The organism is Cobetia sp. LC6 (assembly GCF_030264805.1).
GTDB lineage: Bacteria > Pseudomonadota > Gammaproteobacteria > Pseudomonadales > Halomonadaceae > Cobetia.
The window spans coordinates 453,655-469,759 of the sequence record NZ_JASSPL010000001.1 but is presented as its reverse complement, the minus strand read 5'-3'; the positions used below and the strand labels follow the sequence as shown (position 1 = coordinate 469,759).

Below are 16,105 nucleotides of genomic sequence, written 5' to 3'. Positions count from 1 at the left end.
CAGCGATTCAAGCCAGTGGGCGAACTCAGGTGCCCGTCATGGCCATCGGGACGTGAAGCAGGTCATTGAGACGATGGGCGTGCTCGGCGGCCTCACGGCCCACCGACGTCAGATAGCCGCCATCCGGCAGCGTGGTCAACCCCTTGGCATGCAGACGCTCGGCGGCGGCCACCATGTCAGGGCTGGCATCGTGGCGAATCTTCAAGCCCTTGAGAGCGGCATCGTGCGGAAACAGGCACAGCAGGTGCAGTTCATCGTCATAGGGTGACGGCATGGGCAAACTCCTGACGGCGTGGCGAGTGGCATTTCAGTATGGCGTCAACTGACGAGCGACGAGTCGTCGGCGCTTCCCCTCCAGTCTAGCCCTCACACCTGAAAGCGCATTGCTGCTTTGGGACTATTCTGCGATCTGATGACCAGACGACACCGCCCCCATCGCGGCGGCGATGGAGGCGGTATCACTCACACACTGGCTTGTGACTCAGCCCGGGCGTTCAGCGGCTGAATCACGGATCAGTGCTCGAGATCCTGCTGACGATAGCCCATCAGGTAGAGCACGGCATCCAGGCCCAGAGTCGAGATCGACTGACGCGCCTGTTCACGCACCAGCGGCTTGGCACGGAAGGCGATGCCCAGCCCCGCCTCGGCCAGCATCTTGAGGTCATTGGCACCGTCACCGACGGCGATGGTCTGCTCCATGCGCAGGCCATGACGCTCGGCGATCTCGCGCAGCAGCAATGCCTTGCGCTCGGCATCGACGATCGGTTCACGCACTTCACCGGTGACCTTGCCATTGACGATCACCAGCTCATTGGCGTGGATCTCATCGAAGCCCAGTAGCTGCTGAAGATGACGCGCGAAGTAGGTGAAGCCGCCGGACAGGATCGCGGTGCGATAGCCCAGCGCCTTGAGGTTGGCCATCAGGCGCTCGACCCCATCCATCAGCGGCAGATTGGCAGCGATATCGGCCAGCACCGACTCATCCAGGCCTTCCAGCTTGCTCATGCGTTCGCGGAAGCTTTGCTTGAAGTCCAGCTCGCCCCGCATGGCCCGCTCGGTGACTTCCGAGACTTCCTCGCCGACACCGTGACGACGCGCCAGCTCGTCGATCACCTCGGTCTGGATCAGCGTCGAATCCATGTCGAAGCAGATCAGGCGACGATGACGACGCCAGATATCATCTTCCTGGATCGCGATATCGACACCGTGCAGCGCGCCCAGCGCCAGCGCCTTCTCGCGCAGGGCGTCGATGTCGGTGTCACTCTCCGGCAGGCGCAGCCAGCACTCGACACAGGCGCCTTCGGCCGGTGACTCGCCATCCAGCGGCTCACGCCCCGACAGACGATGCATCAGCTCGACGGTGATCCCGAATTCGGCTGTCAGGCCACCGACCTCGGCCAGAATGCCGGCCGGCAGGCACGGCGCCAGCAGCGTCAGAATCCAGCGCGGGCGCTCCGCCTGATGGCTCCAGCGCGCATATTCCTCAGCACCGACCTGCACGGCCTGCACATCCAGCCCCAGCTGTTCACCGGCGGCGGCCAGCGCGGCCTCCAGATCGGACTCCGCACCGAGAGCCACCAGCGCTTCCAGCGACACCAGCCCGAAGGTCACGCTCTGATTGATGTCCAGCAGTCGTGCGCCGCTGCGCGCCAGCGCCTGACCAAGCCCTGCCAGCTGTCCTGGACGAGCCGTACCGGTGGCACGGATCAAGATACGTTGTGTCATTGGAAAATCATTCCTGAGCAATGAATCATCAAGGTGTCGCCCACGGGGCATGTCGGCGTCAATGCCGACGCACCTCTGCTAACAAGCCAGGCCATCCGGCCCGGATTCAACTATCGACGGCCAGACGGTCGACCTTCTGGAAGCCCTTGGGCAGCTTGCTGCCGCGGCGGCCACGCTCGCCACGATAATAATCGAGATCCGCCCCCTTGAGCAGGGTCTTGCGCTTGCCGGCATGCACCACCAGGGTCGTGTCGGCGGGCAAGACCACCAGCGAGCGCACGAACTCCTCGCGGTTGGCGGCGCGTTCGCCCGGGATCGACAGCATCTTGTTGCCCTTGCCCTTGGACATCTCAGGCAGCTCGGAGAGCGGGAAGACAAGCAGGCGCCCTTCATTGGACACCACCGCCACTTCCAGCGCAGCCCCATCGCCCTGCGCTGACTCAGGCACTTCGGGAATCGCCACCGGCGGCAGCACCGCACAGCCGCGCGGTAGAGTCAGTGCCGCCTTGCCGGACTTGTTCTTGCCGGTCAGCTGCTCAAGCGTGGTCACGAAGCCATAGCCGCCATCGGAGGCCAGCAGGTAGCGTGCGGAAGGCGCATCGAGCAGCAGCCCGACCATCGCCGCCCCCGCCGCCGGATTCATGCGCCCGGTGATCGGCTCGCCCTGTCCGCGTGCACTGGGCAGATTGTGCGCGGCCAGGGTGTAGGCACGTCCGGTGTCATCCAGCAGCACCAGCGGCTGATTGGTCTTGCCGCGCGCCGCCAGATGGAAGCGGTCGCCGGCCTTGTAGGACAGACCCTCGGGGTCGATATCATGCCCCTTGGCGGCACGGATCCAGCCCTTCTCGGACAGCGCGACGGTGATCGGGTCGGCGCCCATCAGCTCGACTTCAGACAGCGCCTTGGCTTCGCCACGCTCGACCAGCGGTGAGCGACGTGCATCGCCGAAGTCGGTGGCGGCCTGCTCAAGCTCACTGTCGATCAGGTCCATCAGTGCCTCGTCATTGCCCAGCAGATGCTTGAGGTGCTTGCGCTCACGCTTGAGCTCGTCCTGCTCGCCACGCAGCTTCATCTCTTCAAGACGTGCCAGGTGACGCAGACGCAGCTCGAGGATCGCCTCGGCCTGACGCTCGGAGAGCTGGAAGGTCTCGATCAGGCTGGCCTTGGGGTCCTCTTCCTCGCGGATGATGCGAATGACCTCGTCGAGATTCAGGTAAGCCGTCAGCAGACCCTCGAGGATATGCAGACGATCCTCGACCTTGGCCAGACGATGCTCGAGGCGGCGACGCACGGTAGCGCGACGATAGCGCAGCCACTCGGCCAGCATCTCGTGCAGCGCCATCACCCGTGGACGCCCCTTGAGGTCGATGACGTTCATGTTGACGCGCGCGTTCTTCTCGAGGTCCGTGGTGGCGAACAGGTGCGCCATCAGGCATTCGATATCGACACGATTGGAGCGCGGCTGAATCAGCAGGCGCGTCGGGTTCTCGTGGTCGGACTCATCACGCAGATCCGCGACCATCGGCAGCTTCTTGGCCTGCATCTGGGCGGCGATCTGTTCGATCACCTTGGCGCCGGAGACCTGATACGGCAGCGCCGTGATCACGATATCGCCCTCTTCCAGCACGTAGCGGGCGCGCATCTTCACGCTGCCACGACCGGTGCGGTAGAGCTTGGCGAGGTCGGTGCGCGGCGTGATGATCTCTGCCTCGGTGGGGAAGTCCGGTGCCGGCAGGTGCTCCATCAGCTGATCGCTGTCAGAGTCCGGATGGCGCAGCAGATGGCGGGTGGCGGCCACGACTTCATGCACATTGTGCGGCGGGATGTCGGTCGCCATGCCCACCGCGATGCCGGTAGTACCGTTGAGCAGCACATTGGGCAGACGCGCCGGCAGCACCTTGGGCTCGCTCATGGTGCCATCGAAGTTGGGCACCCAGTCGACGGTGCCCTGGGAAAGCTCGGACAGCAGCACCTCGGAGTACTTCGACAGCCGCGATTCGGTGTAACGCATCGCCGCGAAGGACTTGGGGTCATCCTGACTACCCCAGTTGCCTTGGCCATCCACCAGCGGATAGCGATAGCTGAACGGCTGCGCCATCAGCACCATCGCCTCGTAACAGGCGCTGTCACCATGGGGGTGGAACTTGCCCAGCACGTCGCCGACGGTACGCGCCGACTTCTTGTACTTGGCGTTGGCCGTCAGGGACAGTTCGCGCATGGCGTAGACGATGCGGCGCTGCACCGGCTTCATGCCATCGCCGACATGCGGCAGGGCGCGGTCGAGAATCACGTACATCGAGTAGTCGAGGTACGCCTTTTCGGTGTAGTCGCGCAGGGCCAGACGTTCGACGTCACCCTCCGCGACCTGGATATCCATGCTCATGGGCGCTTGACCTTGATTACGAGCGTAAAACCGGGGAGCGTCTGACTGTGGCGCTCCCGAAAGAATGCTGTCGCGCAGCTTGTCTGGCTTTCGAAGTTAAGCTGCCCTCGCAGCCCGGTTGGCTTTCGAAGTCCAACTGGCCGTGAAAGCTCAACCGATGATCAGACCTCGATATCGGCCATGTTGCCGTAGTCCTCGAGCCAGCTCTTGCGATCACTGGCGCGCTTCTTGGCCAGCAGCATGTCGAGCATCTCGTGGGTGCCATCATCCACGCTGCGCGTCAGCTGCACCAGACGGCGGGTGTCCGGCGCCATGGTGGTTTCCCGCAGCTGCAGCGGATTCATCTCACCCAGACCCTTGAAGCGCTGCACATTGGGCGTGCCACGCTTGCTTTCGAGCTGCTTGAGGATGTGCGCCTTCTCGCTCTCGTCCAGGGCGTAGTGCACTTCCTTGCCCAGATCGATGCGGTACAGCGGCGGCATGGCGACGAAGACGCGCCCGGCATCCACCAGCGCCGGGAAGTGACGCACGAACAGCGCGCACAGCAGCGTGGCGATGTGCAGACCATCGGAGTCGGCATCCGCCAGGATGCAGACCTTGTGATAGCGCAGCTTGGTGAGGTCATCCGAGCCCGGGTCCAGGCCGATGGCGACCGCGATGTCGTGGACCTCCTGGGAAGAGTAGATGTCATGCGACTCGACTTCCCAGGTATTGAGGATCTTGCCGCGCAGCGGCAGGATCGCCTGGGTCTCGCGGTTGCGCCCCTGCTTGGCACTGCCGCCGGCGGAGTCACCCTCGACCAGGAACAGCTCGCTTTCGGCAGGGTCGGAGCTTGCGCAATCCGAGAGTTTGCCCGGCAGCGCGGGCCCGGAGGTGACCTTCTTGCGCGCGACCTTCTTGGCGCTCTTCAGGCGGCGCTGGGCCGCCGAGATCACCAGTTCCGCCAGCGCTTCGGCCTGGTCGACATGGTGGTTGAGCCACAGCGAGAAGGCGTCCTTGACCACGCCGGAGACGAAGGCGGCGACGCTGCGCGAGGACAGACGCTCCTTGGTCTGGCCGGCGAACTGCGGATCGAGCATCTTCACCGACAGCACGAAGGCGGCGCGCTCCCACAGGTCATCCGCGCTCAGCTTGACGCCACGCGGCAGCAGACTGCGGTAGTCGCAGAATTCCTTGAGCGCCTCGAGCAGACCGGAGCGCAGACCATTGACGTGAGTACCGCCCAGCGGCGTGGGAATCAGGTTGACGTAGGGCTCCTGTACCAGCTCGCCACCTTCCGGCAGCCACTGGATCGCCCAGTCGACCCCGTGCTCCTCGTCTTCGAAATGGCCGACGAACGGCGATTCCGGCAAACGCTCGAAGCCATCGGTGGCACCGAGCAGGTAATCGCGCAGGCCATCCTCGTAATGCCAGGTCGTCTCGCTGCCATCGGTCTCGATGAGCACGACCTTGAGCCCCGGACACAGCACGGCCTTGGCACGCAGCAGGTGGCGCAGACGCGGCATCGCCAGGCGCGGGCTGTCGAAGTAGCTCTCGTCCGGCCAGAAGCGCACCAGGGTGCCGGTATTGCGCTTGCCGACGGTGCCGATCCGGGTCAGTTCCTCGGCCTTCTCGCCATTCTCGAAGGCGATGCGCTGACGCAGGCCATCGCGGCACACTTCCACTTCCAGACGCGTCGACAGCGCATTGACCACCGAGACGCCCACGCCGTGCAGGCCGCCGGAGAAGCGATAGCTGTCCTGGGAGAACTTGCCCCCCGCGTGCAGCTTGGTGAGGATCAGCTCGATGCCGGTCACGCCATGCTCGGGGTGGATGTCGGTGGGCATGCCACGACCGTCATCGCCGACCTCGATACCGCCATTCTCGAGCAGGCGCACGCGGATTTCCTTCGCGTGCCCCGCCAGCGCCTCATCGACGGAGTTGTCGATGACTTCCTGCGCCAGGTGGTTGGGCCGAGAAGTGTCGGTATACATGCCGGGCCGCTTGCGGACCGGTTCGAGGCCGGAGAGGACCTCAATGGAACTGGCGCTGTACTGACTCATCGCAGCCTTGTGTCCTTGGTGTTGACGTCCGCCATCCGACTCGCCATTTCACGTGCGCGAGACGAACAACGGATTCCTGAAAAATGAGAGACCGGCGCCTGGCGTTCAGCATCAAACGCCCTGCCATGTCGTGCCAATCCGTATCGTGGCGATCCATGTCGTGGCAATCCATGTCATGCCAGGAGATGCCGTGTCCAGCCAAGTCGTGGCGGGTGGCGGCGGGTCTGGCAGAAAGCACCACACACGTGACCTGCTAGTCCGGCGCGACATGCATCGCCGCTGCGGTGGCGGGGGCCAGCCGGTGTCCGCCATGCGCCATGATCGCCGGCAGATATTCCGCCAACTGCGCAAAGCCGTGATCACCACCCGGCGTGATGATCAAGCGGCTTCCCTGATAGAGCCCTGCGGCATCATTGACATCCAATGTCTCATCGGCCGTCGCCAACAGCACCAGGGTGCGCTGCGCCGTGACAGGCTCCGCTTCCAATGCAAGCAGCCCGGGGCCGAAATCCTCGGTGACGGTAAACGTCACGCCGGTATAGGGATTGGCATGCACCGAGCCGAGCCATTCGCTGACCAGTCGCGCGGGACGCACGGCCGGATTGATCAGCACACTGCGTGGCCCCAGACGCCAGACGCTCTGGGAGGGACCAGCCGGCCCTTCGAGGCGTGCGGCCTCACGCGCGACCAGCCAGGTGGCCAGAAAACCGCCCATGGAACTGCCGATCACCATGATGGCGTCATCACAGGCGGGGTCTGCGGGGTCCAGCGCCAGGCGCTCACACAGCGTGAGATAGGCTGCGTTGACCGCCGCCTGACCCGCATCGGGCGCCGGAGGGATATCCGGCATCACGCACGGCAGGCCGAACTGCTCTGCCGCGCGCTGCATCAAGCGCGCCTTGGGCGAACAACTGGCCGAATTGAAGCCGTGCAGGTACAGCAGCCCCTTGACGGGCGCGGTGGTGTGCATCGCTGCCGTATCTGACGGAAAGAGGGAATTGGCCATCAGCACTCCCGACAACACGCCAGCCCGCGACACCGCCCCTCCCACGCTTCAAGATGGCTAGGAATCTCTCGAGCGTTCATGCGCTGGAAGCAGGGTTTTCGACGGTCCGCGTCGTGCTGTCTAGTGTAAACGATTGATTCGCTTATAGGATAGCGAGAATACTGTATAAATCAACAGAGAGCGGCGACTGGCGCCGCCACTCGTCTTGCACGGCATATCGGCATGCCCTCACACACTCTCTCACTCGCCCCCCTCACTCACATCCGCCGCGGGTTCAGCGCGGGTCCTGATCCTGTGCTGCCCACACCGCTTCGATCAGCGCGCGGCTGGAGGCATCCAGCATCTCGAAGCCTTCGCCGGTGGTCATGGTCGCTTCGGTGGCGGTGGCGATCTGCTTGCCCAGCTCCACGCCCCACTGATCGAACGGGTTGATATCCCAGATGGTGGCCTGCACGAAGACCTTCTGCTCGTAGAGCGCAATCAACGCCCCCAGCGTTTCCGGTGTCAGCGCTTCCAGCAATAGCGTGGTCGACGGCTGATTGCCACGGTAGCGCTTGTGGTTCGGCTGCGCCTCATCACCGGGGATGGCGTCATCGCCAAGCATCAATACACGTGACTGGGCAAAGCAGTTGGCCAGCGTCAGGCGGTGTTGTGCCTTGAGGTGGGCGCGCGTCTCGGCGTCCTCGACATGATCATAACGACACATCGGTGCGATGAAGTCACACTCGACCGCCTGGGTGCCCTGGTGCAGCAGCTGATAGAAGGCGTGCTGGGCGTTCGGTCCCAGCTGGCCCCACAGCACCGGACAGGTCGAGTAGTCGATCATCTCGCCATCGTTGGTCACTGACTTGCCGTTGGATTCCATCTCCAGCTGCTCGAGGTAGCTGGCGAAGTATTCCAGACGACCGTCGTAGGGCAGGATGGAGTGGGCGCGGATATCGAGGAAGTTGTTGTTCCAGATACCCGCCAGCGCCAGCAGCACCGGCAGATTGTCTTCCAGCGGCGCGGTGCGGAAGTGCTCATCCAGCTCATGCGCCCCGGCCAGCAGACGACGGAAGTTGTCCATGCCGACGTTGAGCGCGATGGGCAGGCCGATGGTGCCCCACAGCGAATAGCGGCCGCCGACCCAATCCCAGAACAGCAGCTGATGTTCCGGCGCGATGCCCCACTCGGTCATCTTCTCCGGCTTGGCGGAAGCGCCGATGAAGTGCTGACGGTTGATCAGCGCTTCCAGGCGCCCTTCCGGGTCGAGACGTGATTTCAGCCAGTCGCGCGCGGTGCGGGCATTGGATAGCGTGTCGATGGTCGAGAATGACTTGGAGGACAGGATGAACAGCGTGGTTTCCGGGCTGAAGGATTCCAGATAGTCCGCCAGCTGGGAGCCATCCATGGTCGAGGCGAAGTGCACGCCGATCTCGTGGATGTCCTTGGGGCGGCAATCGCTCAGAGCGCTGGAGACCATCAGCGGGCCGAGGTCCGAGCCACCGACCCCGAGGTTGACCACATCGGTGATCGGCTTGCCGGTGGCGCCACGCCACTGGCCACTGTGGAAGGTATCGACCATCTCGGCCAGGTGCTCGAGGCTCTCGTGGATGGCCGGCACGATATCCTCGCCATCCACCTCGAGGCTGGCGGAGCGCGGCAGACGCAGCGCGGCGTGCAGCGCCGGACGGTCTTCGGAGCGATTGACATGCTCACCGGCCAGCAGGCGCTTGATGCCCTGCTCGACGCCGGTTTCGCGCGCCAGATCCAGCAGCAGCTCCAGGGTCTCGCCCTTGAGGCGCTGCTTGGAGAGATCCAGACGCAGCCCCGCAGCGGAGCGCGTGAAGGTCGCCACTCGGTCACGCCCTTGCGCCGCATCCTCGGCAAACAGGTCCTTCAGATGCACATCGGCCATCTGCTCTTGATGATGGCGCGCGAGAGCCTGCCAAGCCTGGGTATTACGACGCGCAGAACGTGCCGCTGATTGAGTGGACATGGCCACCTCTCTCCTTGAAGTGTAATGACCGGCCCTGCATGGCCCGGCCTGAAATCGATTGATGGAGGCATCACCCGACAGCCGTGACGGGTGCGTCACGGGCGCCGAATGCGTAGAATGGCGGGCCCGACGGGGCACTCTGCCCGGCCGGTCCTCGGCCACAGGCATGTCGCCCTGGCCCACTGCCCGATGAAGCCTTGATCCATGAGTGATGCATCTTACCGTGACGCGATGTTTACGACACCCCTTGACCGTGTCGCCAGCTTCTCCTTCGACGAGCAGGTCGTCAGCTGCTTTCCGGACATGCTGCGCCGCTCGGTGCCGGGTTACGGTCAGATCATCGCCATGCTGGGCCTGATGGCCCGCGCTCACCTGCGCCCCGGCGCGCGGGTCTATGACCTGGGCTGCTCACTGGGTGCTGCCAGCATGGCGCTGGCCCGCGAGATGGCCGCCGAGGATATCGAGATCGAAGCCGTCGATCTGTCCCGACCGATGGTCGAGCGCGCCAGCCGTGAACTCGCCGAGGCCTTCCCCGACCACCGCATCAACGTCACCGAAGCCGACATTCGCACCCTCGACTATCAGCCGGCCGGCATGATCGTGGTCAATCTGACGCTGCAGTTCCTGCCGCCGGAAGACCGCGATGCCGTGATCGACAAGCTGTTCGCGGCGCTGGAACCCGGCGGCGTGTTGATCCTCTCCGAGAAGATCATCAGCGATGATCCGGTCGAGAATGCCTGGCTGATCGAACGGTATCATGACTTCAAGCGCGCCAACGGCTACTCCGATCTGGAAATCTCCCAGAAACGTGAGGCCCTCGAGGACGTGATGAAGCCCGACAGCCTGAACACGCATCACGAGCGCCTGGCGCGCGCCGGCTTCCAGCGCAGCCATACCTGGCTGCAATACCTAAATTTCGCCTCGATGGTCGCCTTCAAAGCCGCCGAATGACCGCTACGCCTGCACGGACTCGACCCAGCGCATGAGCATTTCCCCGTATGACCGCGACCTTTACCGCGCCTTCACCGCGCTTGCCTGTGAGCCAGGCGCCGTCGGCGACGGCTTCGCCCGCTGGCTGGGCGCCCTGCCCGAGCAACTGGCCACTGGCCTGGACCGCAAGCGCCATGCTGATCTGAAGGCCTGGCATGGCGCGCTGGAAAAGCTGCCCGCCCTGCCCGACGCGCGCGATGTACAGCTGGATGCCGATCGGGTCGGTGCACGCTTTCCGACTGGCCTGAGCACCGGCCAGCTGCGCCAGAGCGAAAACCTGTTGCGCGCGATGATGCCGTGGCGCAAGGGCCCCTATCAGCTCGACGAGATCCATATCGACACCGAATGGCGCTCCGACTGGAAGTGGCAGCGTCTCGCGCCGCACCTGTCGGATCTCACCCATCGCCGCGTGCTGGATGTCGGCGGCGGCAATGGCTACCACGGCTGGCGCATGGTCGGTGCAGGCGCGGCCTTCACGCTGGTGATCGACCCTTCGCCGCGCTTCTACTGCCAGTTCCATGCCGTGCGCCACTTCATCGGCGCGGACCACCCCCAGGGCCGCAACCTGCACTTCCTGCCGGTAGGCATCGAGGATGTGCCGACGAAGATGGGCGCCTTCGATACCGTATTCTCGATGGGCGTGCTCTATCACCGCCCCTCGCCGATGGACCACCTCTTCCAGCTGCGCGATACCCTGCGCCCCGGCGGCGAACTGGTGCTGGAAACCCTGGTGGTGGAAGGTGACGTGACAACGGTACTGATGCCCGGCGAGCGCTACGCCGCGATGCCCAATGTCTATTTCCTGCCCTCCTCGCAGGCGCTGGCCCACTGGTGCGAGCGCGCCGGCTTCAAGGACGTGCGCATCGTCGATGAAGCCGTGACCACCCTGGACGAGCAGCGTGCCACCGACTGGATGACCTACCACTCGCTGAGTGACTTCCTCGATCCCGCTGACCCGAGCCTGACCCGCGAAGGCCACCCGGCGCCACGGCGTGCGGTGCTGATCGCCACTCGCGCCTGAACTGGCGCTCGAGACTCGGACTTCTCATCGCCCCAGGGCCGACGGCGGCAGAAATACAAGAACGGCGATGCTCCCAGAGCATCGCCGTTCTTGTATTTCTCATATCAGACACTGCCTCGCGCCTCAGACGATTCCCAGACGCTGCGCCTGCCGGTACAGATTGCCGCGATCGACCTTGAGCCTGCGCGCCGCCTCCGCCCAGTTGCGATCACTCGCCTGCCAGACCCGCGAGATGTGCTCGCGCTGGAACGCTTCGGTGGCATCGCGCAGCCCCAGCGTCTCATCGCCGCCCTGCCAGGCGGCGCGCTGTGCAGAGCTTGCTCCTCCTGTCTGGCTCGCCCCTGCCATCAGAGCCATTGTTTCCACCTGATCCGTCCTCCCCACCTGCGCGTCCTGAATCTCCTGCGCCACACTGGTGGCCCGCCTGAGTGACACCTCAGCGTTGACCTCCAGCCCCAGCAGTTCCGGTGTGATTACCACCAGCTGGCGCCCATCGGCGCGCAGGCGAGTCGGAAGTGCACCATGCGCGAGCCGGGCATGCAGGGCGGCGCGACTCAGGCAGTGCTCCAGCTCACGCACGTTGCCGGGCCAGGGGTAGTCACATAGCAGGCGCTCCGCCGCCGGCGTCAGGCGCAGATTGGCCAGTCCGAGGCGCGTGCGGTTGTGTTCCAGAAAGGTGCCGGCCAACGCCAGCAGGTCCGCACGTCCGCGCTCACGCAGCGGCGGCACCCTGAGCGGATAGACGCTCAGGCGGTGATAGAGGTCTTCACGGAAATGCCCGGCGGCAACCTCCGCCTCGAGATCGCGATTGGTGGCCGCGATGACGCGCACATCGACCTTGACCACGCGATCGCTGCCCAGCGGCTGCAGCTCGCCTTCCTGCAGCACCCGCAGCAGCTTGGGCTGCAGCGTCAGCGGCAGCTCGCCGATCTCATCCAGCAGCAGGGTGCCGCCATCCGCCATCACGAAGTGGCCACGGTGATCATGGGTCGCGCCCGAGAAGGCGCCACGCCGATGACCGAACAGAGCACTTTCGACCAGGTCCGGCGACAAGGCGGCGCAGTTGATGCGCACCAGCGGCCGCGCAGCCCGCCGGGATGCGTCGTGCAGCCGCTGGACCACGCCCTCCTTGCCCACGCCGGTCTCGCCCTGCACCAGCACCGTCATCTCGGTATCGGCGACCGCCTCCAGCTGCGCCTCGAGCCTGGTCATCGCCGGGCCACGCTGCGGGCAGGCCACAGCACTCTGTGACGCCATGTCTGCCTGTGACACGACCATGGAAGCCGAAAGGCCTGACCTGCCGACCGTGGCCCCCGCGGCCCACTCCTGTCGCAGGGACAGCGACAGACAATGTGCGGGGAGTGACAACCAGGCTTGCAACTCCTGAAGCGGAAGTGCCAGGTCGTCCGTGCTCGCAGAGGCGCACAGCGATTCCAGCGGGGCCAGCACCCCCGGCGTCAGCGCGTCGAAAGTCATCACCCCCAGCAGGGTATCGCCCTCACGCAGCGCGATACCGGCACAGTCATGCACCAGCAGATCCGGCCCATGCACGTCCCCCAGCAAACCATCGAAGGGGTCTGGCAAGTCGCTGTCCAGCGCGAAACGATGTACCCCCGTGTGCTCGGCGATCGCCTTGAGCCGCGGGTGCTCCGCCAGCGCGAAGCGTCGCCCGCGCACCTCGGCAGGCAGGCCGTAGGTGGCCAGTGGCAACAGCTCGTCACGCTCGGGCAGGTAGCGCATCAGGGTCGCCGCCTCACCGGGCAGCTGCTGCATGATCGCGGCCAGCAGACGCGTCCATGGCAGCGCTCGCCGCTCGCCGCCCTCTTCTAGGGACAACCAGGCGGCGAGCCAGGCATTCACGGCCGCGACCGGCGTATCGTTCTGGGGCAAGTGGGCATCGGGCATGCGGTCATCCTTGCGGGTGTCGGGAGCGAGAGGGCTGAAGATTGATGTCATCATGACACGATTGATGTCATTGGAACACGTCACATGACCATGTCATTTTGACATCATGGACCCACAGAGTGCATGACGGCTGGTCTCAAGAGTTGGCACGCCCCTTGCCATGGAGAGAGGGACATCAATCAGAGGTATCGTCATGCTGACCAACGCCCAGGAAGACCTGATCGCCGCCACCGCTCCCGTCGTCGCCGAGCATCTCAATGCCATCACGGCGCGCTTCTATCCGCTGATGTTCGAGCGTTATCCCGAGGTGAAGCCGCTGTTCAACCAGACCCACCAGGCCAGCGGCGGCCAGGCCCGTGCACTGGCCGGCGCCGTACTCGCCTATGTCGGCGCGCGCCACTCGCGTAAGGCAGTGGACCGCCTGCTGGCGCCCGTGGTCAGCAAGCATGTCTCGCTCAATATCCTGCCGGAGCACTACCCTATCGTCGGCGAATGCCTGATGGCCGCCATCGGTGAGGTGCTGGGGGACGCCGTCACCCCGGAGATCGCCGATGCCTGGGGCGCCCTCTACGGGGAACTGGCCGCTGTACTGATCGCCGCCGAGCAGGGCCGCTACGACAGCTTCGCCGCCACTCGCGGCGGCTGGCAGGGGCTGCGCCGTTTTCGCATCGTGCGTACACAGGACGAGAGCCGCGAGATTCGCTCGCTGTACCTGGCGCCGGTGGAAGGCCCGATGTTCTCCTTCCTGCCGGGCCAGTACATCGGCATGCGCCTGACGACACCGCAGGGCGTGATCCATCGTCATTACAGCCTGTCCCACGCGCCGGACGAGCGCTTCTGCCGCATCTCGGTCAAGCGCGAGGCCCACGGCCAGTCCAGCCAGTACCTGCATGCGCTGAAGGCAGGTGACGAGATCGAGCTGCTGCCGCCGGCCGGCGAGCTGACCTTCGAACATGCTGCCCCGCAGAGCGCCGATGCCCCGGTGCTGTTGCTGTCGGCCGGTGTCGGCCAGACGCCGATGCTGCCGCTGCTGACGGCGGCGCTGGCGGCGGGCCGCCAGGTGATCTACCTGCATGCGGCACGCAATCCCGAGGTGCATGCCTTCGATGCCACCCTCAAGGCACTGGTCGCGCAGTATCCAAGGCAGCTGCATTATCAGGTCTGCTACGAACAGGCCGAGACGCTGCCGCCCCATGCGCAGCTAGGCATCATCGAGCGCGACTGGCTGGCGCAGCAGATCGCCGCGACCGGTGCCAGCGCCGAGTCGCTGCAGGCCTTCGTGATCGGCCCGCATGGCTTCATGCAGAACATGATCCAGCACCTCAGCCGTATCGGCGTACCGCTCAGCCAGTGTCACCACGAGCACTTCGGTCCCTCCGCCCCGCTCGCCATCGACACGGCTGTCGCCTGATGCGCCAGGTGTGAGCCGCACCATGCAAAAAGCCCCCATCGCCTTACGGCCATGGGGGCTTTTGCGTTCTCCGGCTTCATTCCAGCAGGCCGTGTTGTTATTGCGTGTCCAGCGTTGTTGTTGGTATCTCGCTGACTTCCATTCTGCTGTCGCTACAGGATGGAATCAGTTGGTGCGACCAAGCAGCTCGCGCACATCTCGCGCTTCCCAGTGCGGGAAGTGCTTGCGCACTAGCGCGTTGAGGTCGGCTTCAAACGCGGCCCAGTCGGTCTGCTGGGTAGTGGCCTGGGTGCCTGAGCGGCCCACGCCGCGAATCATGCCCGCGCCGACGGTCACGTTGCTCAGACGATCGATCACGATGAAGCTGCCGGTGCCCGGGCTTGAACGGTAGTCATCCACCGGCACCGCCTGGGTCAGCTCGAGCTGGACGCGACCGATGGCGTTCAGCGCCAGGCTGTCGCCCTCGTGATGCTCCAGCGTGTTGACGTCGTAGAGGTAGTCGATGGCACTGACCTGACCGGTCAGATCACGGGTCGCCAGCTTGATATCGTACTGACGGCCCGGCTGCAGCGGCTTCTCGTGCATCCAGACGACATCCGCTTCCAGTGCATTGGAGAGCGGCAGTTCGGCATCCGCCGCCACCAGCCAGTCGCCACGCGAGATATCGATCTCATCATCAAGCGTCAGGGTGATGGCCTGACCCGGGTAGGCGATCTCGAGATCACCATCGAAGGTGACGATACGCTCGATGGTCGAGGTCTTGCCGGACGGCAGCACCTTGACGCTGTCACCCGGGCGCACGACACCGGCCGCCAGGGTGCCGCAGTAACCGCGGAAATCGAGGTTGGGACGATTGACGTACTGCACCGGGAAGCGAAGATCGCTGAGATTCTGGTCGTGGGTCAGTTCGACGGTTTCCAGCACCTCAAGCAGTGACGGACCCGCTTCGCCATCCACGGTGTACCAGCCCAGTGCTGGACTGCGGTTGACGACGTTGTCGCCCTTGAGGGCGGACATCGGCACGAAACGGATGTCCGGCGCGTTCAGCTTGTTGGCGAATTCCTGATACTCGGCGACGATCTCATTGAAGCGCGTCTCGGAATAATCGACCAGATCCATCTTGTTGACCGCGATCACCAGGTGCTGGATGCCCAGCAGGTCGGCGATGAAGCTGTGACGACGGGTCTGGGTCTGCACGCCGTAGCGCGCGTCGATCAGGATGATAGCCAGGCTCGCGGACGAGGCGCCGGTGGCCATGTTGCGGGTGTACTGCTCGTGCCCCGGCGTGTCGGCGATGATGAACTTGCGCTTGTCGGTCGAGAAGAAGCGATAGGCGACATCGATGGTGATGCCCTGCTCACGCTCGGACTGCAGGCCATCGACCAACAGGGCCAGATCGACCTCGTCACCGGTGGTGCCGCTGGTCTTGGAGGCCTGGGTGATGGAGGCCAGCTGATCTTCATAGATCAGCTTGGAATCGAACAGCAGACGACCGATCAGGGTCGACTTGCCGTCATCAACGCTACCGCAGGTGATGAAGCGCAACAGGTCCTTGCGCTCGTGTTCTTGCAGGTAGGCTTCGATATCCGCGGAAATCTTGTCTGACGCGTGGGACACACTCTTCTCCTTGCCGCTGTCATGAGC

11 protein-coding genes are annotated in these 16,105 nt (G+C 64.6%); 3 read left to right on the top strand and 8 right to left on the bottom strand.

Going from position 1 to position 16,105, the window contains the following annotated elements; all coding sequences use genetic code 11:
* Positions 1 to 25 precede the first annotated feature (25 nt).
* The 6 genes from QQF40_RS02020 to pgi form a co-directional block, all read right to left on the bottom strand.
* The gene (locus QQF40_RS02020) at positions 26 to 274 is read right to left on the bottom strand and encodes a TIGR02647 family protein (protein WP_043335179.1); all 249 of its coding nucleotides are present in this window, start codon (positions 272 to 274) and stop codon (positions 26 to 28) included.
* Between the two features lie 239 nt (positions 275 to 513).
* Positions 514 to 1,725: a phosphoserine phosphatase SerB gene (gene serB, locus QQF40_RS02015; RefSeq protein WP_175089736.1), complete on the bottom strand. Its 1,212-nt coding sequence runs from the start codon at positions 1,723 to 1,725 to the stop codon at positions 514 to 516.
* A 106-nt stretch (positions 1,726 to 1,831) separates the two neighbouring features.
* Entirely contained in the window at positions 1,832 to 4,108 is a 2,277-nt protein-coding gene (parC, locus tag QQF40_RS02010) for a DNA topoisomerase IV subunit A (protein WP_285460230.1), read from the bottom strand.
* A 161-nt stretch (positions 4,109 to 4,269) separates the two neighbouring features.
* The gene (parE, locus tag QQF40_RS02005) at positions 4,270 to 6,150 is read right to left on the bottom strand and encodes a DNA topoisomerase IV subunit B (RefSeq protein ID WP_285460229.1); all 1,881 of its coding nucleotides are present in this window, start codon (positions 6,148 to 6,150) and stop codon (positions 4,270 to 4,272) included.
* 253 nt (positions 6,151 to 6,403) lie between these two features.
* A complete protein-coding gene (locus QQF40_RS02000; RefSeq protein WP_285460228.1) occupies positions 6,404 to 7,156 on the bottom strand; it encodes a YqiA/YcfP family alpha/beta fold hydrolase in 753 nt (250 codons plus the stop codon).
* Between the two features lie 274 nt (positions 7,157 to 7,430).
* Positions 7,431 to 9,134 carry a glucose-6-phosphate isomerase gene (gene pgi / locus QQF40_RS01995; protein ID WP_285460227.1) on the bottom strand — a complete coding sequence of 568 codons (1,704 nt, stop codon included), beginning with the start codon at positions 9,132 to 9,134 and terminating at the stop codon, positions 7,431 to 7,433.
* Between the two features lie 204 nt (positions 9,135 to 9,338).
* On the opposite strand from pgi, the gene cmoA reads away from it, so the two are divergent.
* Together cmoA and cmoB are read left to right on the top strand one after the other, a co-directional pair.
* On the top strand, positions 9,339 to 10,085 hold the full coding sequence (cmoA, locus tag QQF40_RS01990; protein WP_285460226.1) for a carboxy-S-adenosyl-L-methionine synthase CmoA: 747 nt from the start codon (positions 9,339 to 9,341) through the stop codon (positions 10,083 to 10,085).
* A 31-nt stretch (positions 10,086 to 10,116) separates the two neighbouring features.
* Positions 10,117 to 11,145, top strand: coding sequence for a tRNA 5-methoxyuridine(34)/uridine 5-oxyacetic acid(34) synthase CmoB (gene cmoB, locus QQF40_RS01985; RefSeq protein ID WP_285460225.1), 1,029 nt, complete (start codon positions 10,117 to 10,119; stop codon positions 11,143 to 11,145).
* 123 nt (positions 11,146 to 11,268) lie between these two features.
* On the opposite strand, the gene norR is transcribed toward cmoB, so the two are convergent.
* Positions 11,269 to 13,050, bottom strand: a complete 1,782-nt coding sequence (norR, locus tag QQF40_RS01980) for a nitric oxide reductase transcriptional regulator NorR (RefSeq protein ID WP_285460224.1) — start codon at positions 13,048 to 13,050, stop codon at positions 11,269 to 11,271.
* Positions 13,051 to 13,243: 193 nt separating this feature from the next.
* Between norR and QQF40_RS01975 the strand changes: the two genes are divergently transcribed.
* On the top strand, positions 13,244 to 14,461 hold the full coding sequence (locus tag QQF40_RS01975) for a globin domain-containing protein (protein WP_175089730.1): 1,218 nt from the start codon (positions 13,244 to 13,246) through the stop codon (positions 14,459 to 14,461).
* Positions 14,462 to 14,626: 165 nt separating this feature from the next.
* Here QQF40_RS01975 and cysN read toward each other — a convergent pair whose 3' ends face one another.
* Positions 14,627 to 16,078, bottom strand: coding sequence for a sulfate adenylyltransferase subunit CysN (gene cysN / locus QQF40_RS01970; protein ID WP_175089729.1), 1,452 nt, complete (start codon positions 16,076 to 16,078; stop codon positions 14,627 to 14,629).
* Between the last annotated feature and the right edge of the window lie 27 nt (positions 16,079 to 16,105).